19 protein-coding genes are annotated in these 18,898 nt (G+C 70.3%); 6 read left to right on the top strand and 13 right to left on the bottom strand.

Features of this window, described 5'->3' with window-relative positions; translation table 11 throughout:
• Window positions 1-117: 117 nt before the first annotated feature.
• The 5 genes from NKI68_RS07220 to pyrH form a co-directional block, all read right to left on the bottom strand.
• Window positions 118-366, bottom strand: coding sequence for a DUF7123 family protein (locus NKI68_RS07220; RefSeq protein WP_254546036.1), 249 nt, complete (start codon window positions 364-366; stop codon window positions 118-120).
• A gap of 280 nt (window positions 367-646) precedes the next feature.
• A complete protein-coding gene (locus NKI68_RS07215; protein WP_254546035.1) occupies window positions 647-1,480 on the bottom strand; it encodes a molybdopterin synthase in 834 nt (277 codons plus the stop codon).
• Window positions 1,481-1,528: 48 nt separating this feature from the next.
• Complete coding sequence (locus tag NKI68_RS07210; protein ID WP_254546034.1) at window positions 1,529-3,304, bottom strand: site-2 protease family protein; 1,776 nt, start codon at window positions 3,302-3,304, stop codon at window positions 1,529-1,531.
• A gap of 67 nt (window positions 3,305-3,371) precedes the next feature.
• Window positions 3,372-5,039, bottom strand: a complete 1,668-nt coding sequence (gene lysS, locus NKI68_RS07205) for a lysine--tRNA ligase (protein WP_254546033.1) — start codon at window positions 5,037-5,039, stop codon at window positions 3,372-3,374.
• Window positions 5,040-5,073: 34 nt separating this feature from the next.
• On the bottom strand, window positions 5,074-5,754 hold the full coding sequence (gene pyrH, locus NKI68_RS07200) for a UMP kinase (RefSeq protein ID WP_254546032.1): 681 nt from the start codon (window positions 5,752-5,754) through the stop codon (window positions 5,074-5,076).
• Window positions 5,755-5,902: 148 nt separating this feature from the next.
• On the opposite strand from pyrH, the gene NKI68_RS07195 reads away from it, so the two are divergent.
• From NKI68_RS07195 to NKI68_RS07185, 3 genes are all read left to right on the top strand, one after another.
• Window positions 5,903-7,690, top strand: a complete 1,788-nt coding sequence (locus NKI68_RS07195; protein ID WP_254546031.1) for a heme-binding protein — start codon at window positions 5,903-5,905, stop codon at window positions 7,688-7,690.
• Window positions 7,691-7,810: 120 nt separating this feature from the next.
• Window positions 7,811-7,972, top strand: coding sequence for a hypothetical protein (locus NKI68_RS07190; protein ID WP_254546030.1), 162 nt, complete (start codon window positions 7,811-7,813; stop codon window positions 7,970-7,972).
• Between the two features lie 243 nt (window positions 7,973-8,215).
• Window positions 8,216-9,112, top strand: a complete 897-nt coding sequence (locus NKI68_RS07185) for an EamA family transporter (protein ID WP_254546029.1) — start codon at window positions 8,216-8,218, stop codon at window positions 9,110-9,112.
• A gap of 7 nt (window positions 9,113-9,119) precedes the next feature.
• On the opposite strand, the gene NKI68_RS07180 is transcribed toward NKI68_RS07185, so the two are convergent.
• Together NKI68_RS07180 and NKI68_RS07175 are read right to left on the bottom strand one after the other, a co-directional pair.
• Window positions 9,120-9,638 (bottom strand): HVO_2922 family protein, encoded by a 519-nt coding sequence (locus tag NKI68_RS07180; RefSeq protein ID WP_254546028.1) that lies wholly within the window; start codon window positions 9,636-9,638, stop codon window positions 9,120-9,122.
• A 150-nt stretch (window positions 9,639-9,788) separates the two neighbouring features.
• Window positions 9,789-10,436, bottom strand: a complete 648-nt coding sequence (locus tag NKI68_RS07175) for a ribonuclease H family protein (RefSeq protein ID WP_254546027.1) — start codon at window positions 10,434-10,436, stop codon at window positions 9,789-9,791.
• Window positions 10,437-10,580: 144 nt separating this feature from the next.
• Here NKI68_RS07175 and NKI68_RS07170 point away from each other — a divergent pair, with 144 nt between their 5' ends.
• Window positions 10,581-11,474 (top strand): DMT family transporter, encoded by an 894-nt coding sequence (locus NKI68_RS07170; protein ID WP_438267811.1) that lies wholly within the window; start codon window positions 10,581-10,583, stop codon window positions 11,472-11,474.
• A gap of 57 nt (window positions 11,475-11,531) precedes the next feature.
• On the opposite strand, the gene NKI68_RS07165 is transcribed toward NKI68_RS07170, so the two are convergent.
• From NKI68_RS07165 to NKI68_RS07145, 5 genes are all read right to left on the bottom strand, one after another.
• Window positions 11,532-12,182 carry a helix-turn-helix domain-containing protein gene (locus NKI68_RS07165; protein ID WP_254546024.1) on the bottom strand — a complete coding sequence of 217 codons (651 nt, stop codon included), beginning with the start codon at window positions 12,180-12,182 and terminating at the stop codon, window positions 11,532-11,534.
• A 196-nt stretch (window positions 12,183-12,378) separates the two neighbouring features.
• Window positions 12,379-12,786 (bottom strand): MoaD/ThiS family protein, encoded by a 408-nt coding sequence (locus NKI68_RS07160; RefSeq protein WP_254546023.1) that lies wholly within the window; start codon window positions 12,784-12,786, stop codon window positions 12,379-12,381.
• A gap of 121 nt (window positions 12,787-12,907) precedes the next feature.
• Window positions 12,908-13,330, bottom strand: a complete 423-nt coding sequence (locus NKI68_RS07155) for a universal stress protein (protein ID WP_254546022.1) — start codon at window positions 13,328-13,330, stop codon at window positions 12,908-12,910.
• Between the two features lie 91 nt (window positions 13,331-13,421).
• On the bottom strand, window positions 13,422-15,260 hold the full coding sequence (locus tag NKI68_RS07150; protein WP_254546021.1) for an ATP-binding protein: 1,839 nt from the start codon (window positions 15,258-15,260) through the stop codon (window positions 13,422-13,424).
• Between the two features lie 90 nt (window positions 15,261-15,350).
• Entirely contained in the window at window positions 15,351-15,836 is a 486-nt protein-coding gene (locus tag NKI68_RS07145; RefSeq protein WP_254546020.1) for an Lrp/AsnC family transcriptional regulator, read from the bottom strand.
• A 179-nt stretch (window positions 15,837-16,015) separates the two neighbouring features.
• Between NKI68_RS07145 and NKI68_RS07140 the strand changes: the two genes are divergently transcribed.
• Window positions 16,016-16,966: a DMT family transporter gene (locus NKI68_RS07140; RefSeq protein ID WP_254546019.1), complete on the top strand. Its 951-nt coding sequence runs from the start codon at window positions 16,016-16,018 to the stop codon at window positions 16,964-16,966.
• A gap of 73 nt (window positions 16,967-17,039) precedes the next feature.
• Window positions 17,040-17,384, top strand: a complete 345-nt coding sequence (locus NKI68_RS07135; RefSeq protein WP_254546018.1) for a DUF7113 family protein — start codon at window positions 17,040-17,042, stop codon at window positions 17,382-17,384.
• A gap of 72 nt (window positions 17,385-17,456) precedes the next feature.
• Here the strand turns inward: NKI68_RS07135 and NKI68_RS07130 are convergent, their stop codons facing one another.
• Window positions 17,457-18,731, bottom strand: coding sequence for a DNA double-strand break repair nuclease NurA (locus NKI68_RS07130; RefSeq protein ID WP_254546017.1), 1,275 nt, complete (start codon window positions 18,729-18,731; stop codon window positions 17,457-17,459).
• Between the last annotated feature and the right edge of the window lie 167 nt (window positions 18,732-18,898).

The raw sequence follows: 18,898 nt of genomic DNA, 5'->3' as shown, positions 1-18,898 counted from the left end.
AAACGAGGGGTGCCGTGGGTATAAAGCCCCTGTCCGGCGTCGCGGGCGCGGGGCGTCGGTGTGTGCCGTTCTCGTGCGTTGCGCTTGCGGTTCCCTGACCGAGCCGGCGTGCGACGCCTACGCGAGGCTGACGCGCCACGTGGTGGCGCTCGTGTAGGACCACTTCTCGATGGTCAGGTCGTTGGGGGTGTCGCGGAGTTTGACCATCAGGGCACCGATCTCCTTCGGCGTGAGGCCGACGTCGTCGGAGATGAACTTGCCCTTGAAGTAGATCTCGCCGTCGGCCGCTCGACGGTGGAGGTACGTGCGGAGGCGGTCCTCTTTGCTCTCGGTGGTCGCGTGCTCGGCGGGTGCAGTTGCGCTCATGTGCTGAACCTCGTCAGTCGCTTTCGTTCAGGGGGTGATATACCGGGAGGAATCTTAGCCTCGGTTCGCGATTATTCGCCGTGAAATCGCGTAAAGCTCGGCCTTAACGAACTCTCGAATTCGGAGTAGACGTTTTACGAGCCTATCTAACGTTTTATTTAGAATACCTAATGAAAGAATATATATATATAATATTACGTGCAGGAATTATAAGGTAGATATTGCCGGTTACCCGTCGCTCTCGTTGGCGGCGACGCACCGGGGCGCGTCGGCGCGCGCCTCACTCCCGATCGTGGACCCAGAACTCCTCGTCGACCGTGACCTCCCGTTTGAAGATCGGGACCTCGTCCTTCAGGCGGTTGATGCCGTCCTCGACGGTGCGAAACGCCTCCTCGCGGTGGCCCGCGAGCACGACGACGAAGACGATGTCCTCGCCGTCGCGGACGACGCCGGTCCGGTGGTGCATCAGCACCTCGAAGACGCCCTCGCGCTCCGCTAGCTCCCCGCAGATCTCGTCCATTCGCGCCTCGGCGACGCCCTCGTACTTCTCGAACTCCAGTAGTTCCGTCCGGGCGTCGTCCTCGCTGTCCTTCGCGCGCACCCGACCGGTGAACGTCGCGACGGCCCCCGATCGCTCCGCCCTCGGCGACCGCTTCGCCTCGGCGACGAGCGATTCGAGCGTCTCCCGCGGCTCCGTCCCCTCGATGACGGCCGCGAGTTCGTCGAGGTCCGCGCGGTCCGCGCGCGAAACGGTCGCGAGCGGTTCGTCCACTCCACCGTCGTCCGTTGCGCTCTCGTCCGCCTCTCCCGCGACGATCGTCGGGAGGCGGGCGTCCGCGACGCCGTCGAGCAGGCAGTACTCGTGCTCCGGAGCCAGCCCGTCGATCGCCTCCTCGAGGTTGCGCGGCGGACCGTGGATCGTCGATCCGCCGGGGCCGAGTCCGACGACCGCGGCCGCGCCCGCCTCGCGGAACGCGGCGACGCCCTCGAACCCCGGGGCGGGGTCCTCGGGGAGCGCGGAGACGACGGCGACGGTCCCCGAACGCGAGAGCCGGGAGGCGAGCCGGTCGGTGAGCGCCGTCGACTCCTCGCCGACGACGGCGACTGTGTACATACGTGAACCAACGCTCCCGCGGGGGCTTTACGGTTCCCCTCCGCCGCCTCAGGTGAGCAGCTGCGGGCCGAACACCATCAGGAAGACCCCGGCGAGCATCGTCATGCTGATGACGGTCGTGATGGCGGTCGTGAGCCGCCGCCGCCCGCCGTTCGGCAGCGGGAGCCGCGAGACGACCGACTCGGTGCTCGTCCGGAGGATGTGGCCGCCGTCGAGCGGGAACGTCGGGATGCAGTTGAAGAACCCGAGGTTGAGGTTGATCCACGCCACCCAGAAGAGGACGTTCGCCAGCAGGAACACGCCGCCGCCGAGGAACGCCAGCGGTCCCTGCACGACGTAGAAGTCGGTGATCGGCGCGACGAACCCGGCGAAGTTGTACGTGAGCCCCTGCGCGCCGACCGCCCCGACGAACGGGAGGAACAGCGCGAACGCGACGCGCTGGAAGAAGGAGCCGACGCTCCAGCCGTCCTGCGAGAGCACGGCGAGGTACCGGGCGGCCGGGTAGGGCTGGATCCCCGTGTCGTCGACGCCGATGCCGCCCGTGCCCTGGCGAAGCGCGATCCCGAGCGTGCCGCCCTCGACGCCCTCCGTCCGGCCGAGGGTCACCTCCACGGTCCGCGGCTCGCCGTCGACGTAGACCTGCACGGAGACGGTGTCGCCCGGGCTCGTCCGCTGGCGGACCTCGTTCAACTGCTCGTAGGTGACGACCCGCTCGCCCGCGAATCGGGTGATGATGATCGTGTGCTCGCCGCCGGTCGGGACGTGCTCGGCGAGCGCGCCGTCGGGGGTCACCGACTCGACGTACGCGCCCCCGACCATCTCGAACGTGCCGCCGGTGGTTCGGACCGTCGAGACGGCGCTCTCGGCGAGCGCGTCGTAGAACTCGCCCTCTGTGTTCACGGACCGGCCGTTCACCGCTTCGATCCGCGGCGGTCCCCCGCTCGCGTCGAGGTCGCCGACGACGCTCGGCGTGGTGCGCGTGAGCAGGAGGTCTCGCTCCAGCGTCACCTGCCGCTCCCCGTCCACCGTGACCTGCACGGCCCGCCCGGCGTCGAGCATCGCGGCGTCGAGTTCGGCCGCGCCGTCCACACGCTGACCGTTCACCGCGGTGATGCGGTCGCCGCGCTCGATGCCCGCGGCCGCCGCCGGGGAGTCCGGGACGACGTCGCCGACGGCCGCCCCCGGCGCGACGGCGATCGAGCCGACGACGGGCCCGAACAGGAGCGCGAACGCGAGGACGGCGACGGCGAAGTTGTTCGTCACGCCCGCGGCGAACATGCGCGTCTGCGCCCCGCGGTCCGCGCGGTTCCGCGACTCCTCGTCCGGTTCGACGAACGCGCCGACCGGGACGATCGTCAGCAGGGCGAGGCCCATCGACTCGATGCGGATGTCGCCGACGCGGCAGAACAGGCCGTGGCCCCCCTCGTGGACCACGAGGCCGACGAGCAACCCGAGGACGATCTCCGGGGCGACCGACAGCGGGAGGAACTCGTTGACCCCGGGGATGACGAGGACGTTCTGCGGCTCGGTGACGGGGCTCGGCTGCGGGTTCGTGAGCGCGGTGATGCCCGCGAAGAGGACGGCGAAGAAGGATCCGAACATCACGACCAGCGCGATGCCGATCCCGAAGTTCCCCCACGCCCGCCAGAGGCGCTTCGGGCGGGCGAGGCGGTCGAGCAACACCTTCCCCCGCTGCGTGTGGATCGTCGTGATGGGACCGGAGATGCGGACGGAGTCGGGCAACAGCCCCCGCGCCCGGAGGGCCATCGCGACCAGCATGTAGAGGACGACCCCGGTGGCCACCAGTACCAGCGTACTGACCATTGGTGTCAGAGAGGGTCGTTCACCCTAAGAGGGTTTGGTTCCGGGGACCGCACCGCTACGGCCCACTTCAGGACTCGCGGCGCAGTCGCCCCACGACGAACTCGCGTTCGAGCGACGCGAGGAACGGTCCCAGCCGCGGTCCCTGCTCCTCGTCGAGGAACAGCCGGTAGCCGGTCGCGAAGAGGTCGCCGACCTCGACGCCCTCGGCGCGGGCCGTCTCGTAGATGGCCGACTGGACGTCCTCGCCGTCGTCCAGGCCCCCCTCGATCTCAGCGGCGAGCGCGTCGAGCGCCGCGGCAGTCGCCTCGTCCACCTCGACCGGGGGGAGGTCCTCCGCGAGGCGGTAGTTGTACTCGTTGTCGGTTCGCTCGGCCCACGTCCGCGCCTTCTCGACCCTGGCGAGCGCGTCCTCGACCGCCCGGTCGGGCGCGTCGTCGGGGACGTGCCCGGCGCGGCGGGCCATCGCCTCGCGCAGGTCCTCGTCGTCGGTCATCCCGAGCACGGCGGCGAAGGTGTAGGGCAGGCGCACGCGCTCCGGGCGGACCGCGTCCACGGTCATGGGGTAGGCGCGCTCGGCGATCGCGCGCTCCTGGTCCGTCCCCCCGACCTCGTCGAAGTAGATCGCCTCGAAGCGGTCGAACTCGTCGACCAGCTGATCGAGCGTGCGCACGTCGAAGTCGCGGGCGCGCTTCGGCGGCTTCGTGAAGAAGTAGCGGAACACCTCGACCTCGAGCATCGAGAGCACCTCGTCGACGGTGATGACGGTCCCCTTCGAGGAGGAGAGCGCGTCCCCGTTGTAGGTGAACCACTCGTAGACCATCGGGACCGGCGGCTCGAAGTCGAGAACCGTCCGGGCGACGTGCTCACCGCTGGGCCAGGACCCCTCGGCGTGGTCCTTCCCGAACGGCTCGAAGTCGACGCCGAGGACCTTCCACTGGGCGGGCCACTCGAAGCGCCACGGGAGCTTTCCCTCCCGCAGCGTGGCGGTCCCCTCGTGGCCGCACCCCTCGATCGTCCGGTTGCCCGCCTCGATGTCCGCGCAGACGTAGTCCACCGTGCCCGCGTCGAGGTCGACCCCCGTCACGGCCTCGGTGATCTTCCCGCAGTCGGCGCAGATCGGGTTGAACGGGACGTACTCCTCGTCGACCTTCTCCTGGTACGTAGAGAGCACCTCGCGCGCGAGGTCGCGCTTCTCGAGCAGTTCGCGGGTGACTCCCTCGAACTCGCCGCGCTCGTAGAGGTCGGTGTTCGAGACGACTTCGATGGGCACGTCCATCGCCTCCGCCATCTTCCCGAGCAGCCGCGTCTGGTGGTCGCCGAAGGAGTCACAGCAGCCGAAGGGGTCGGGGACGTTCGTCAGCGGCTTGCCGAGGTTGCGCCCGAGCGCCCCCGGGTTCTCCGTCTCGCCGAGCGAGACGACCTCCCAGTCGAGGGTCGCGAGGGTGCGGGGCACTCCCCGGAGGGGGTCGCGGTCGTCGCTCGTGAACACCTGTCTGACCTCGCGGCCCCGGTCGCGGAGCGCCTCCGCGACGAAGTAGCCGCGCATGACCTCGTTCAGGTGGCCGATGTGGGGGACGCCCGAGGGGGAGACGCCGCCCTTTATCACGATCGGCTCCTCGGGGTCGCGCGCCTCGATCTCGTCGGCGACGGCGTCCGCCCAGAACGCGCGGTGGGCCGCGCCGGGTTCCCCGCGCTCGGCGTCGTCGGCCGCGAGCGCGTCGTCGTCGACGCTCACGGTCGCCACCTCGCGTCGAGTCGATCGGCACCCCTCACGGGACGACCTCCGTCCCCTCGTGTTCGCCGTCGGCGATGGCCCAGCGGACCGCCTCGGGGTTCGTGCCGTCGAGGACGAGCGTCCGCGTGCCCGAGCGCTGGATGATCTTCGCGGCCAGCAGGTCGACCGGCGCGTTGCTCCCCGCGCTCATGTCGATCTCCGCGATGATGTCCACGAGGTCGTCGGTCGACACCTCGTCGTAGTGGATCGCGTCGGGGTGCTCGTCCGGGTCGTCGCTGTAGACGCCGGGGACGCTCGTGGCGTAGACGAGCAGGTCCGCGCCGACCGTCTCGGCGAGCGCGGCGGCCACGGCGTCGGTCGTCTGGCCGGGGACCATCCCGCCCATCACCGGGACGTCGCCCCGGGAGATCGCCTCGGCCGCCTTCTCGTACGTCTCCGGCGGCGTGGGCGCGGCCCGTCCGTGGAGTGCGGCGATGAGCAGGCGGGCGTTCAGGCGCGTGACGCCGATCCCGAGCTGGTCGAGCGCCATCTCGTTGGCGTCGAGGACGCGCCCCGCTCGGATGTAGTCGCGCGCGACGCGCCCCCCGCCGACGACGAGCCCGAGTTCGTGGCCCGCTCCCAGGAGCGACCGGACGACGTCCGCGTAGGCCGCGACCCGTTCGCCGTCGAGTTCCGGCACGAGGACGCTCCCCCCGATAGAGACGACTGCTCTCATTGCCGTGGCGTAACCGGGTGGGCCGCTTAAGAATTGTCAAGCGCCGACGAGCGTGTCGTCGGGGCGACGGATCGCGTTCCCGCCTCCGGACGCGCCGCCGGCGACCGAAACTCCAAACGTCCTTATCGGGGCCGTTCCAACCCCCGGTATGCCGAAACCACCGCGGACGGACGAGGGCTGGTACGCCCTCCACGACTTCCGAACCGTCGACTGGGACGCGTGGGAGGCGGCGAGCGACGAAGCGCGCGAGCGCGCCGTCGAGGAGGGCGTCGAGTACCTCCGCGCGCACGAGGACCTGGCCGACGCCGACGAGGGCGGCTCGGCCGTCTTCTCGATCCTCGGGCACAAGGCCGATCTGCTGATCGTCCACCTCCGGCCCACGACGGCCCACCTCGACACCGCGGAGCGGCGCTTCGAGCGGACCGCCCTCGCCCGCTTCACCGAGCAGACCTCCTCGTACGTCTCGGTCACGGAGGCCTCGGGCTACTCGGAGTCCGCGCGCGCCTACTTCGAGGAGGGCCCGGAGGCGGTCGATCCCGGCCTCCGGCGCTACATCCGGTCGCGCATCGAGCCGTCCATCCCCGACGCCGAGCACGTCTGTTTCTACCCGATGGACAAGCGCCGCGAGGAGCCCCACAACTGGTACGACCTCCCGTTCGACGAGCGCGCCGAGCTGATGTCCGCCCACGGCGACATCGGCCGGGGGTACGCCGGGAAGGTCACGCAGATCATCACCGGGAGCGTCGGCCTCGACGACTACGAGTGGGGCGTCACCCTCTTCGCCGACGACCCGACGGAGATCAAGCACCTGCTCTACGAGATGCGATTCGACCCCTCCTCCTCGCGCTACGCCGAGTTCGGCCCGTTCTACTTCGGGCGGCGCTTCCCGCCCGCCGACCTCGGGGCGCTCCTCGCGGGCGAGCCGATCCCGACCGGCGAGGGCGCGAGCGAGGACGGGGCGACGGACGACGCCCTCCGCGCGGAACTCGACGCCATCGGCGCGGAGGTCGAGGCGGGTTCGCACGTCGTGCTCGTCCGCTCCGAGGCCGACGCGGACGAGGTCGAGGAGGCGGTCTCCGGCCTCCGGGGGAACTTCGACCACTACGACAGCCACCGCGGCACGACCGTCCACGGGACCGACGAGGGCGCTGCGGTCGTGAGCGCGTGGGAGACCGAGCGCGCCGCCGACACCGCCGCCGGCTTCCTCGCGGACCTCCCCGGGGTCGTCGAGCGGACGACAGGCGCGGTCGGGGGCGGCTCCGGCGGTGACGCGGCCGGCGGTGACGCGGCCGGCGCGACCGGGGCCGAGACGTCCGGGGCCGGGGCGTCCGGGACCGACGGGGCGGCGGACGCGGACGACATCCGCGACGAACTCGCGGACCTCGGCGTCTACGCCGGTACGCCCCACGGCGAGGACGTCCACGCGCTGGTGCTCTACTCGGAGGCCGACCGCGACGACCTCGTCCCCGAGGTCGAGTCGCTGCGCGACGGCTTCGACCGCTACGACACGCACGTCGGCACGTCCGTCTACGAGGCTCGCGGGCGCGACCGTCGCGCCGTGGTGAGCATCTGGGAGACGGCGAGCGCCGCGGACACCGCGGGCGGCTACCTCGCAGACCTCCCCGGGGTCGTCGCGCGGGCGGGCGAGGAGTCCGGGTTCGGCACGATGGGCATGTTCTACACCACCAAGCCCGAGTACCGCGAGGACTTCGTCGAGCGGTTCGCCGCCGTCGGCGACCTCCTCGACGGGATGGAGGGCCACGTCGAGACCGACCTGATGGTGAACGTCGAGGACGAGAACGACATGTTCATCGCGAGCCAGTGGCGCGGGCGCGAGGACGCGATGGCGTTCTTCCGCTCGGAGGCGTTCCGCGACACCGTGCAGTGGGGCCGGGACGTGCTGGCGGATCGACCGCGACACGTGTTCCTGGCATAGGAACCGACGCCGACTCGCCCGCTCCCTCGTGCGGTTCCACCGCGACTGGCTTCGAGGGCATGCCGTCGCCGGCCGAGCGATTAACGCCCCGACGATCGTACCCCGAGGCGGGATCGACGCATGGTCTGGGAATTCCAGTGTCCGGTGGACGACTGCGAGTACTCGAACAGGGACAACGAGGAGGCGGTGGTCGTCGAGGGCGCGCAGGAGCACGTGCGCGACGCGCACGGCGACATGCCCACCCGGGACGAGGTCGAGCAGTACGTGATCGGCCCCGGGTGAGCTCTGCCCCGTCGCCCCTCGATTTTATCTACCAGGACGGGACCAGCGTCCCCGTGACCTGAAGGCTCGCCGCCGACGGCCTCGCGGGAGCGCGGCGCACCCGTCGGCGATCCCCCGACCAGCGCGTCGCCTGTTCGCCATCCTCCGTTCGTCACCTCTCCCCTCGTCACCCCCTCCCCTGTCACCCTCTCCGCCCGCGAACCGCCGGAGCGATATAGCCGGAGCGACTGCTACCCGCTATCGATGTCCCCGTGCGACGGAGTGCTGGACGACGAGACGGTCGGCGCGGCGCTGGTGACCTGCTCGGCCGTCGGGTTCGGCACGCTCGCCGTCCTCGGCGAGTACGCCTTCGCCGCGGGACTGAACGTCGCGTCCGTCCTCGCGCTACGCTTCTCGATCGCCACGGCGCTCGTCTGGCCGCTCCTGCTCGTCGCGCGTTCCCGTGCGGGTGATCTCGCCTCGCTCCGCCTGCGGGGACGGACGCTCGCGATAGCGGTGCTGCTCGGTCTCGTCGGCTACACCGGACAGAGCGCGCTGTTCTTCCTCGGCCTCCGGTACCTCACCGCCGGGATGACGACCATCGTGCTCTACACCTACCCGGTGTTCGTGCTTCTCCTCTCGGCGACGGTGCTCGACGAGTCGCTCACGCGGCGGGATCTGGTCGCGCTTCCCCTCGCGCTGGGCGGCGTGCTGCTCGTCACGGGGGCGGATCCCGCCGGCGTGGATCCGACGGGCGTGCTGATCGTCCTCGGCAGCGCGGTCGTCTACTCGCTGTACATCGTCGTCAGTCGAGTGGCGCTCGACGCGACCGACGGGGTGGTGCTGAGCGCCTACGTCATGCCGGCGGCCGCGCTCTCGTTTCTCGCGCTCGGCGGTGCGACCGGGCGTCTGGCGCTCCCCGAGTCTCGACTGGGGTGGGCCGCGGTCCTCGGTATCGCGGTGCTCGCGACGGTGCTCCCCGTCTCGACGTTCTTCCTCGGGTTGCGCCGGATCGGGCCGAGCAGGACCGGCATCGTCAGCACCGTCGAACCAGCCGTCGCCGTGGCGCTGGGGGCGCTCCTGCTCGACGAACCGGTCACGCTCGCCACGCTCGTCGGGGGCGTGCTCGTGCTCGCGGGCGTCGTCCTCGTGCAGACGTGACGACCGGTCAGCGCGACTCGACGGCCGCGCCGGGGACGTTCCGCTTGACGCTCCTGATCCCCTGCACCGCGCCGTACCGCGACGCGTAGCTCCCGCCGGAGTCCGCGATGATGTTGCCGTTGTCGTGGACGAGCCGCCAGCGCCAGCGTCCGGCGCGGTCGCTGTACACCTCGAACGACGCCTGCGCGTCGGCGAGCGGAAGCTCGAAGGCCTCGCGCTCGGCGAGCGCGTCGAACGCCCGGGAGAGCTCGTCGGGTTCGATCCGCCGGGTTCGTTCGGTTCCGTCCCCCTCGGCCGAGAGCACGTCGGTCGATTCCGACGCCGCCGCTCCCTCGGGCGCGCCCGTCGGTTCGGTCGTGGCGCTGGGCGACGCTCCGTCGCGAGCCACCGCGACGCGCACCTCGCCGGCGACGCCGTCCCCGACGAGGTCCGCCACCGCCTCCTCCACCGCGGTCGTGGCGAACCCCAGCGACCCCTCGTCGAGCGCCACGTCGACGGTGACGCTCACGCGCGTTCGTTCATCCATGACAACAGGTAGGCGATGCGTGGATTTAACTGGTGTGCGGAGCGGTCCGCGAGGGGGTCTCGTAGCGACGCGTCCATCGCCGGCAGCGGGCCGACCTCAGCGCGTCCATCGCCGGACCGGTGGTGGATCGAAGACCGGTCGGGAACCCCCTCAGTCGCTCGCGTTGGCGTTGCCGTGGCCGTGGCCGTGGCGGTTCGCGCGCGAGGGCGGCGGGATCTGCGTCGTCTCCTCCGCGCGCTCGGGCGGGAGGACGCAGCGCGCCGGCTCGCGGTTGACGTGGGCGTACTGGCCCGGCGCGTTCGCGAGGTAGTGTGCGGGGTTCTCGGCGCTGTCGATGCGGGCGGCGCGGATCTCCCGGAAGCCCGCGATGCGCGCCCGGATGCCGCGCCAGTGGTGGCCGGTGGCCGACGGCACCGTGTAGGGGTGGGGCGGCCCCAGCGTCGGCTGGCGCGCCGCGATGGCGGCGCGGTTGACGTTCGCGGCGAGGTCGTCGTGGTCGATGAGGACGCCGACCCGGGCGTCCCGCGGTGCGCGCGCGGCGAGCAGGTCGAGTCCGAGGTGGAGCGCCCGATACTCGGCGACGTTGTTGTCGGGGACGCGATCGGACAGCGATCGGCGGGCGACGCACTGTCCGTCGCGCGTTTCGATGACGACACCGAGTCCGCCGCCCGATTCGCGGAACGACCCGTCGCACGCCAGGTAATAGTCGCGGTGGTGCGTGTGCGGGGGGTGTGCGATGTGCGGGGTGGGGGACTCGTCGAACAGGTCTCGCAGGGTCGGCCGTCCGTATGCGGCCATATCAAACGTACGACACTGATCGAATATAAACGTGTGCCCTGCCTCCGTCGAAACGTTCACCGGCCCCGCCGCCCGACAGTCGGTGTGCGCTACCGCAACCTCTCTCTGTTCCTGCTTCTCGCCGCCGTCTGGGGGTCCGCGTTCATGGCCATCAAGGCGGGTCTCGACCTGTACGGGTTCCCGCCGGTGCTGTTCGCCGCCGTCCGCTACGACGTCGCCGGGTTGGTGATGCTCGCGTACGCCCTCTACGTCCTCGACGACCCGCTCCCGCGAACGCGGCGACAGGTCGCCGACGTGCTCGTCGGTGCCGTCTTCCTCATCGCCGGCTACCACGCCTTCCTGTTCGTCGGCGAGCAGAACACGACGAGCGCCGCCGCCGCGGTCATCGTCTCCCTCTCGCCCGTGCTCACGACGGCCGTCGCCCGCGCGGCGCTCCCGAGCGAACGCCTCAGCGTCGCCGGGACCGCGGGCCTCCTGCTCGGTCTCCTCGGGGTCGCCGTCCTCTCGGTCCGCGACCCGTCGAACCTCCTCGCCGCGGGCGTCGTCGGTAAGGCACTCGTCTTCGCCGCGGCGCTGTCGTTCGCGTTCGGGAGCGTCGTCAGCCGTCGTCTCGACTCGGGGCTCCCCATCGAGTCGATGGAGGCGTGGTCGATGCTCGGCGGCGCGCTCCTGATGCACGCCCTGAGCGCCGCCCGCGGCGAACGGATCGAGCCGATGCTCGAGGCCCTCTCGGGACCGGACGCCCTCGGCGCGCTCGCGGCGCTCGGCTACCTCTCGCTGGTCGCCAGCGCGCTCGGCTTCCTCGTCTACTTCGACCTCCTCGACCGGCTGGGTCCCATCGAGATCAACCTGGTCTCCTACGTCGCGCCCGTCTTCGCCGCCGTCTCGGGCTTTCTCTTCCTCGGCGAACTCATCACGCTCCGGACGGCGCTCGGCTTTCTCGTCATCGTCGTCGGCTTCGTCCTCATCAAGCGCGAGGCGATCCGCGCGGAACTCGGGACGGTGCGGCGAGGATCGGGGGCCAGGACTGACGATTAGGGGACGTTCCGCGTCGAACGAGCCTCGACGCGCCGCGTCGCGACGCGTCCACGCGCGTTACCCCGCGGGCCGTCCCGCACCCGCTCCCTCCTCGAGGTAGTGTTCGACGAGTCGTCCCTCGGCGCGGTGGAGCACCTCACTGACGGTCGACTTCGCGAGCCCGACCTCCTCGGCGACGTCGGTGAGCGTGCATCGACGAGGGGTGTCGTAGTACCCGCGCTCGGCGGCGAGCGCGACGAGGCGGTGTTGCTGGTCGGTGAGCCGTCGGTCGTCCTCGGCCGAGCGGTAGACGGCCTCGACGGTGTGGTCGAGGCCGAAGCGGTCGAGCGACGTTCCGAGCGTCGAGAGGCGCTCGTGGGGGAGCGTCACGGTCAGCGTCGCCTCGCCGTCGCGGATGTCGACCGGGGGTTCGATGGGGACCCCGGCCATCCCGCTGGCGAACGCGAGCAGCGGATCGGGCGTCTCGAACCGGACGACTGCGCGGTCGTCGGCGCGCTCGACGACGTCGAGGGCGGTCACCCCCTCGTGGGCGCGCATCGCGTCGAGGAAGGCGGGGAGGTCGGGTGCGTCGACGGTGACGAGTCCGACGCCGCCCGTCGTCCGCGAGAGGACGGCGAGCACGCGGACGTACGCCTCCGGGTGGGCGGTCGTGACGTCCCGTACCCACGTCCCCTCGGGGAGCGACACGCGGAGTCGCGCGTGAGCCATACCTGTGGTCGGTCGCGTCCGGGGCATAGGCCTGTCGTCTGGCGTCCGCTCTCGCGTCGTCCTCGCGTCCGTCCTCGCGTCCGTCCTCGTATTCGTGTCCGTCCTCGTATTCGTGTCCGTCCTCGTATCCGTCCTCGTATCCGTCCTCGTATCGTCGCCCTCGCGTCCTCACCCACCCTGACGGCGGAGACGGCGACTAACAGCAGAACATGAAGGGGTAGACGAGCGCGACCCTGTCGCCGTCTTCGAGTTCCGCGTCGAACCCGCCGAGATGCTCGTTGAACCGACCGTTGACGAGGATGCGGGCGTACGCCCGGGTCTGCTCGCCCTCGGGGTTCTTCCGCCACGTGCCGGGGAGTTCGGCGGGCGGACGCGCCCACCCGCGGGCCGTCGAGTCCGCCTCCGTCTCGGCGATGAGCAGTTCGCGCAGGTCGTCGCCGTACTCGTCGAACAGCGCCGTCAGGAACGCCCGCAGCGTCGTCCCCTCGAAGGTGAACTCGAAGCGGGGCGTCCCGAGGGCGGTCCGGACGTGTCCGGTACACCGGACGTTCACCGTCGTCTCCCGTCGCCCCTCCGCGCGCTCGCGCTGGTCCGTCGCACTCATGACCGGAGGGAGGCGGCGCGGGAGCAAGGCAGACGTCCCGAACGTGTTCGGACACGGCGAACGCTATCGGCGGGCGATCCTCGGCGGTCGGTGGACGGTCTCCGACGATCGGTCGGCGGGATCAGCGGACGACCGTGACCGGGATCGAGGAGTGTCGGATGACGGACTCCGCGACGCTTCCGAGCAGGAGCCGGGAGACGCCCCGCCGTCCGTGGCTCCCCATGACGATCTGGTCGACGGCCTCGCGCTCGGCGTAGTCGACGATCGTCGCTGCGGGTCGCCCCGTCTCGACGATCGTCTCGACGGTCATCCCCCGGGATTCGGCCTCCTCCCGGGCCGCCGCGAGTTGCTCTTCCGCCCGCTCCCGGACGGTCTCGTACCAGACCTCGGCCGTCCCGGGTGCGTTCGCGCCGGTGGCGAAGCCCGAACTCGGATCGATGACCGTCAGCAGCGTCAGGCGAGCGTCGGGGAACGCCGACGCGACGTGTTCGAGCGCCCGCTCCGACGGCTCGGAACCGTCGATCGGGACAAGGACGTGGCGCATACGTGACCTCTCTCGACCGACGCTAATGACCCTTGCGCCGTGGTAGCACGACGTGAGGCGGCCGGGCGTTCGGGGCGACGGTCCCGGGCGGCTAGTCGCGGCCGTGTCGCGTCAGGCAGTGTGGGAGGCCGATGATCTCGACCGGTTCGGAGTTGTCGGGCGAGTAGACGACCATCTGTCCCTTCTCCATGTAGGGGACCTTCGACTCCAGGGTCGAGGGGATGTTCACCGACTTGATGGCGTCCTCGTCGCCGAGGTTGAGCACGATCGTCGTGTTCACCTGCTTGAAGATCGAATCCGCGATGTCCTGGGGGTCCTGCGTGATGAGAAAGAGGCCGAGTCGTTCCTTGCGCCCCTGTTTGGCCGCCTCGGTGAACTTCCCGATGACGCGCCGAGCCTGGACGCTCTCCGCGTCCGTGAGGAAGTTGTGCGCCTCGTCCATCCCCAGCACGAGCGGCGTCTCCTTGATGCGGTCGTAGCGCGGGCTGTTCGAGAGCTTCTGGTCGATGAGCAGGCTCGAGACCGCGAGGACGATCGTCTCCTTCGCCCGCGAGGAGGAGATGTGGTACGTCGGGACGACCGTCAGCCCGCCCGGGCGGACGAACCGGTGGATCAGGTCCGTGACGGCCGGGGCCTCCTGGTCGAACACGTCGCCGAAGCCGTAGACGCGGCGCTTGACGGCGTCGTAGGTCGCCTCGTGGACGCGCCCGGACTCGTGCAGTTCCTCGCGGAGCGCGGGGTCGTCGAGGAAGGAGGTGAACTCGTCGTAGGTTCCGCCGTCGCCGTAGTTCCCGAAGAAGCGATCGAGGAGGTACGACAGCGCGCCGTACTGGTTGTCGTTGAGGCCGGAGCCGGCGACCAGCCACTTGTTGTCCCGGACCATCGAGAAGGGGATCGTGAACGCCACCTGCTCGGCGTCGTGGTGGCTCGCCGAGTAGGAGGCGTCGCCCACCGTCGGGACGAACGCGACGGTGTCGTCGTGACCGCCGTGGGCGATCCCCTCGCGCTCGTAGCGTCGGGCCGTCTCGGCGTCGAGGTCGTCGTTGTCGTCGTGCATCTGTGCGTACTCGTCCTGCGGGTCGAACTGGACGACTGCGGGTCGGACCGTGCGGCCGCCGGACTCGATCGGGTAGACGCGTTCCCCGGCGAGGTACTGCCGGAGGACGTTCTTCGCCCCGTGTGTCTTCCCCGATCCCGTCCCGCCCGCGACGAGCGTGTGGCGGAAGACGAGCGGGTCGCCCGCCTCGTAGTCGTCCTTCAGGCGGTAGTCGATGGTCGGCGGTTCGGCCGCCGTCCTGACCGTCTCGCCGCCGACCGCGAGGTGCCCGAGGAAGACGCCCTCGCTCGGCATCTTGAGTCCCGTCTTGATCTCCTCGGCGTCGGTCGCGGGTCGGACGACCGTCTCCGGCCTCGGCACCCGATCCGGCATCCGACGCTTGAGTTCCCCGTCCTGTCGGTAGAGGACGGCGACGGGTTCGAGCGTCGCGATGAACTTGTAGTCCTGCTCGTCGATCCCGCCCGAGCGCATCGCGCGGCGGGCGTGGATCTCCGTCGCGTCGTCCGCGCGGAACTCCTGGGCGTACTCGAGGGCGGTCACGCGCGCGAACAGGCGCTCCCCATCGGGATACCGCGCGAGCAGGTACGTCCCGATGCGCACCGCCCGGCGGTTCCCCACGGTGACGTACGCGCGCAGACGGGTGTCGCGCTCGTCCTCGCTGATGACGAGCCCCTCCGACGCCGAGAGCGTCCCGATGCCGCGGTCGGGACCGACGTCGGGCACCTCGACGCGCTCGAACTCCTCCGTCTCCTCCGTCTCCTCTGTCTCTCCCCGCCCCTCCGCCTCCGCCGTACCGTCGCCGTCCGACTCGTTCGTCGCCGCTTCGGACCGGCCGTCCGCCTGGTAGTCGGAGAAGTCCTCGAGGTCGCTCATGACGGAGCCGTCGGGTCGCTCGGTAAAACCCGTTTCCCCGTCGGAACGTCAGCGACGGCGGAGCGTCCGGTGCGACGGCACGCCGCGCCGTCACTCCTCCGCCAGCTCATCGATCAGCGTCTCCAGGCTGTAGCTCTGGAGGGCGTTGTGCGTGTCCCGGAGCGTCGAGATGACGTACGTCGAGTTGGTCCGTTCGACCTCCTCGATGGCCTCGAAGTCGCTGATGAGCCGCTCGACCATCTCCGACCCGGTGAGTCGCGCGACGACGACGAAGTCTGTCTCGCCCATCGTGAAGTGCGCCTGCGTGACGCCCTCCACCGCGAGCAGCTTCTCGCCTACCTCCTGGTAGGGCCCGGCGTAGTCGGCGAGCACCTCCACCAGGACGGTGACACCGAGGCCGAACTTCTCCAGGTTCACGTCGTAGAGGTCGTTCTCGATGACGCCGTCGTCCTTCAGGTTGTTCAACCGGTAGTGGATCGTCGAGACCGGGATGCCCGTCTCCTCGTGGAGCCGCTCGGGACTCCCGGTGCCGAGGTCGGCGATGGCCTTGAGTAGCCGAATGTCGCGCTCGTCCATGTCCGTCACGTCGGAAGGCGAGGGATTGAATCTACCTCACTCCGAGCGCCGCGCCTCGTGCGGGATCTACCACGATTTATTCAACCAGATAGCTAAAATATACATAATTCTACGGCTTAACGGGGTTAGATTGTAGAAACATTTAACATCCCCCGTCGTCGAGGCTTGTACAAGACTACATGATTTCGACACGGAATTGGAGCTTTCTACCACTGAATGGGGTGTTGTTCGTGATTCTGGCCGCCGTCTGGGGGACGTCGTTCGTCGCCATCGAGGTCGGCCTGGAGCACTTCCCGCCGCTCCTGTTCGCGGCGCTCCGCTACGCGGTCGCGGGCGCGATCGTCCTCGGGTACGCGACGCTGACTACCGACCGGTGGCGACCCGTCACGCGCGACGACTGGACCGCGGTGGGCGTGGTCGGCGCGTTCGTCATCGCGGGCTATCACGGCCTGCTCTACCTCGGGGAACTCCACGTCCCCGGCGCGATCGCGGCGGTGATCGTGAGCCTCTCGCCGGTGCTGACGGCGGTGTTCGCGAGCGCCTTCCTCGCGGACGAGCGGTTGGGTCCGGTCGAGGTGGCCGGCCTCGCCTTCGGATTGCTCGGCGTGGTCGTCGTCGCCGCGCCCGATCCGGCCGCGCTCGTCGGCTCGACCCTCCTCGGCGTCGCGCTCGTCTTCCTCGGCGGTGCGTGCTTCGCGCTCGGATCGGTACTCACCCGACCGATCGACTCGGGGTTGCCGCTCCGCTCGCTGGAGGGGTGGGGGATGCTCGTCGGGGCAGGTCTCCTGTTCGCGGCGGGCGACGTCCGCGGCGAGTCGATGGCCGCGATCGACTGGTCCGCCCCGGCGGTCGCCTCGCTCGCCTACCTCACGATCGTCTCCGGGGTCCTCGCGTTCCTGCTCTACTTCGACCTCCTCGACCGGATGGGACCGACGGAGATCAACCTCGTCGGGTACCTCGAACCCGTCGTCGCGGCGGTGATGAGCTGGCTGCTCCTCGGGCACCTGATCGACGGGACGACGCTCCTCGGCTTCGGGATCATCTTCTTCGGGTTCGCGCTCGTCAAGCGCGACGCCGTCTTCACGCTCGCCGGGGGCGCGACGGACGCGGTCGCGGGGGACGGTCGGTGACCCCCCCGCGACGCGGCCGAACGCCCGCCCGAACGACGCACGCTTTTTCCGCCGGGCGGATGTAGGGGGGGTTATGCTCCTCATCCGTGGTCACGGCGGCGGCACCGCGCTCACCGGAACCCTGTTCGAGCGCGGCGAGCGCGCGCCGAACTTTCGGGGCGCGCCCGACGAGGACGCCCCCTACGTCTGGGTCTGCGACGCGTTCTACCAGGTCGAGAGCGGCGGGCAGGTACAGCGCATCGACGGGCGGGACGTGCGCGTCGCCTTCGAGGCACCGACCCCCCACGGGTTCGACACCCGCGAGCAGGCCGTCGCCGCCGCCAAGGAGCACCTCCGGACCCAGTTCGCGCGCGTCGGCGTCCCCGAGTCCGACGTCGAGATCGAGGTCATCACGGTCGACCCCGACGAGCGACCGTAGCCGACCGCGACCGACTCCGCCCGCCCGTGATCTCACTTCGGACGCCCGAGCCGCCTCCGTTCTCCTCTACCCTCAGTCCGCGCCGCCGTAGCCGAACGCGTTCACGCCCCAGCGCTCGGCGTCGTAGTCGGTGTCGCGCTCGGTCTCGAACGCGCGTTCGAGCGCCTCCTGGATCGCGGTCGTCTCCGTGCGCCCGATCCGCGCGAGGCTGTCCGCCTTCGCGACGGCCTTCGGCGGGCCGCGCTCGACGGCCACGCCCTTCAACACCTGCAGCAGCAGCCGCTCGCGGCGGTCCTCGTCGCGGGTGAACGCCGCCGGGGCCTCGACCCGGTAGACGACGTCCGTGCGGGGATCGTAGACGACGCAGAACGTCACCTCGTAGTCGGCGGGGTCGAGTTCCCGCTCCAGCCCGAACGCGTCGCCGAGCGTCGAGAGCGCCCGGTCCGCCCCGCCCCGGGAGACGAACCAGTTGGTGAACGTGAGCGCGTCGGTCCGTCGCTCCCACTCGCCGTCCACCTCCTCGCGTCGTTCGAGCACCTGCGAGAAGAACGCCGCGTCGTTCACCCACGGCGCGTTGCCCGCCCCCCGGCGCACGGTGCGCGTGATCGAGCGCGAGACGGGCGTCTTCACGAACCCCGCGAGGGGGACGTCGCGCGCGACGAACCGTTCGACCAGCCGGAGGTAGTTCTCCACGACGTCGCGCGGGCGCTCGTCCTCCGCGAGCAGGTCGGCGAGTTCCGGCTGGCGGTTCGTCCAGTTGAGCAGCCCCTTCGGGTAGATCGGGCCGTCCATGAGCAGCAGGTCGTCGACCACGTCGGCGTTGGTGCAGGCGTGCTCGCTCTCGGCGAGGTAGAGCGCCAGTTCGTGGACCACCGCGGCCTCGTACCGGCTCACTCGGGGCGCGTGGAGGACGCGCTGGCGCACGTAGCCGCCGTCGTCCACCTCCCAGTCGTCGGTCAGCGAGGTCGTCGCGTCGTTCGAGTGGACGGTCATCACCACCGTCCGCCCCCGGTGGAGGTCGAGATCCGAGGGGACGGCGCTCATCGCCGCGTGCGCCACGTCGAGCACGAGCCCGTTCTTGAACGTCGTCGGGTTGATCGTCCCCGAATCCAGCCCGTGCTGGGTCGGGAACGGGTCGTCCTGGAGGGCGACCTCGGTCACGTCGACCATCCGCCGTCGCCGCTCGCCGATCGGTTCGACGATGACGTCGCCGCCCTCGCGCAGCGGGTCGAGCCAGTCGCGCCAGACCGTCTCGGCGAGGTCCCGGTGGTCGCTCGTGTCGACGTCCTGTCGGATGCGCCGGGCGAGCCGCGCGATGCCGTCGAAGTGCACCGGGTCCAGGGTCATGCGCGTGGTGGTCGCGCGGGGGTGGGAAAAAGGCATCGCGGTCGCGGTGACGATCCTGGTTGGACGTGCGAGGGTCGGGGGCATATCGAACGATCCTATAGATCGAGCAGGGAGGAGCTGACACGTCGAACGCTCTCGGCGTGCTGTGGACGCTGTCGGAACCACCT

It is taken from the genome of Halomarina pelagica (assembly GCF_024228315.1).
GTDB lineage: Archaea > Halobacteriota > Halobacteria > Halobacteriales > Haloarculaceae > Halomarina > Halomarina pelagica.
The sequence above is the reverse complement of the archived record's forward strand: the minus strand, read 5'-3'. Positions and strand labels throughout refer to the sequence as shown.

Excerpts from the sequence above, each read along its gene's own strand:
- NKI68_RS07220 (WP_254546036.1), bottom strand. The coding sequence starts at position 366 with ATGAGCGCAACTGCACCCGCCGAGCACGCGACCACCGAGAGCAAAGAG.
- NKI68_RS07215 (WP_254546035.1), bottom strand. The coding sequence starts at position 1,480 with ATGTACACAGTCGCCGTCGTCGGCGAGGAGTCGACGGCGCTCACCGAC.
- NKI68_RS07210 (WP_254546034.1), bottom strand. The coding sequence starts at position 3,304 with ATGGTCAGTACGCTGGTACTGGTGGCCACCGGGGTCGTCCTCTACATG.
- pyrH (WP_254546032.1), bottom strand. The coding sequence starts at position 5,754 with ATGAGAGCAGTCGTCTCTATCGGGGGGAGCGTCCTCGTGCCGGAACTC.
- NKI68_RS07195 (WP_254546031.1), top strand. The coding sequence starts at position 5,903 with ATGCCGAAACCACCGCGGACGGACGAGGGCTGGTACGCCCTCCACGAC.
- NKI68_RS07190 (WP_254546030.1), top strand. The coding sequence starts at position 7,811 with ATGGTCTGGGAATTCCAGTGTCCGGTGGACGACTGCGAGTACTCGAAC.
- NKI68_RS07185 (WP_254546029.1), top strand. The coding sequence starts at position 8,216 with ATGTCCCCGTGCGACGGAGTGCTGGACGACGAGACGGTCGGCGCGGCG.
- NKI68_RS07180 (WP_254546028.1), bottom strand. The coding sequence starts at position 9,638 with ATGGATGAACGAACGCGCGTGAGCGTCACCGTCGACGTGGCGCTCGAC.
- NKI68_RS07175 (WP_254546027.1), bottom strand. The coding sequence starts at position 10,436 with ATGGCCGCATACGGACGGCCGACCCTGCGAGACCTGTTCGACGAGTCC.
- NKI68_RS07170 (WP_438267811.1), top strand. The coding sequence starts at position 10,581 with ATGGCCATCAAGGCGGGTCTCGACCTGTACGGGTTCCCGCCGGTGCTG.
- NKI68_RS07165 (WP_254546024.1), bottom strand. The coding sequence starts at position 12,182 with ATGGCTCACGCGCGACTCCGCGTGTCGCTCCCCGAGGGGACGTGGGTA.
- NKI68_RS07160 (WP_254546023.1), bottom strand. The coding sequence starts at position 12,786 with ATGAGTGCGACGGACCAGCGCGAGCGCGCGGAGGGGCGACGGGAGACG.
- NKI68_RS07155 (WP_254546022.1), bottom strand. The coding sequence starts at position 13,330 with ATGCGCCACGTCCTTGTCCCGATCGACGGTTCCGAGCCGTCGGAGCGG.
- NKI68_RS07150 (WP_254546021.1), bottom strand. The coding sequence starts at position 15,260 with ATGAGCGACCTCGAGGACTTCTCCGACTACCAGGCGGACGGCCGGTCC.
- NKI68_RS07145 (WP_254546020.1), bottom strand. The coding sequence starts at position 15,836 with ATGGACGAGCGCGACATTCGGCTACTCAAGGCCATCGCCGACCTCGGC.
- NKI68_RS07140 (WP_254546019.1), top strand. The coding sequence starts at position 16,016 with ATGATTTCGACACGGAATTGGAGCTTTCTACCACTGAATGGGGTGTTG.
- NKI68_RS07135 (WP_254546018.1), top strand. The coding sequence starts at position 17,040 with ATGCTCCTCATCCGTGGTCACGGCGGCGGCACCGCGCTCACCGGAACC.
- NKI68_RS07130 (WP_254546017.1), bottom strand. The coding sequence starts at position 18,731 with ATGACCCTGGACCCGGTGCACTTCGACGGCATCGCGCGGCTCGCCCGG.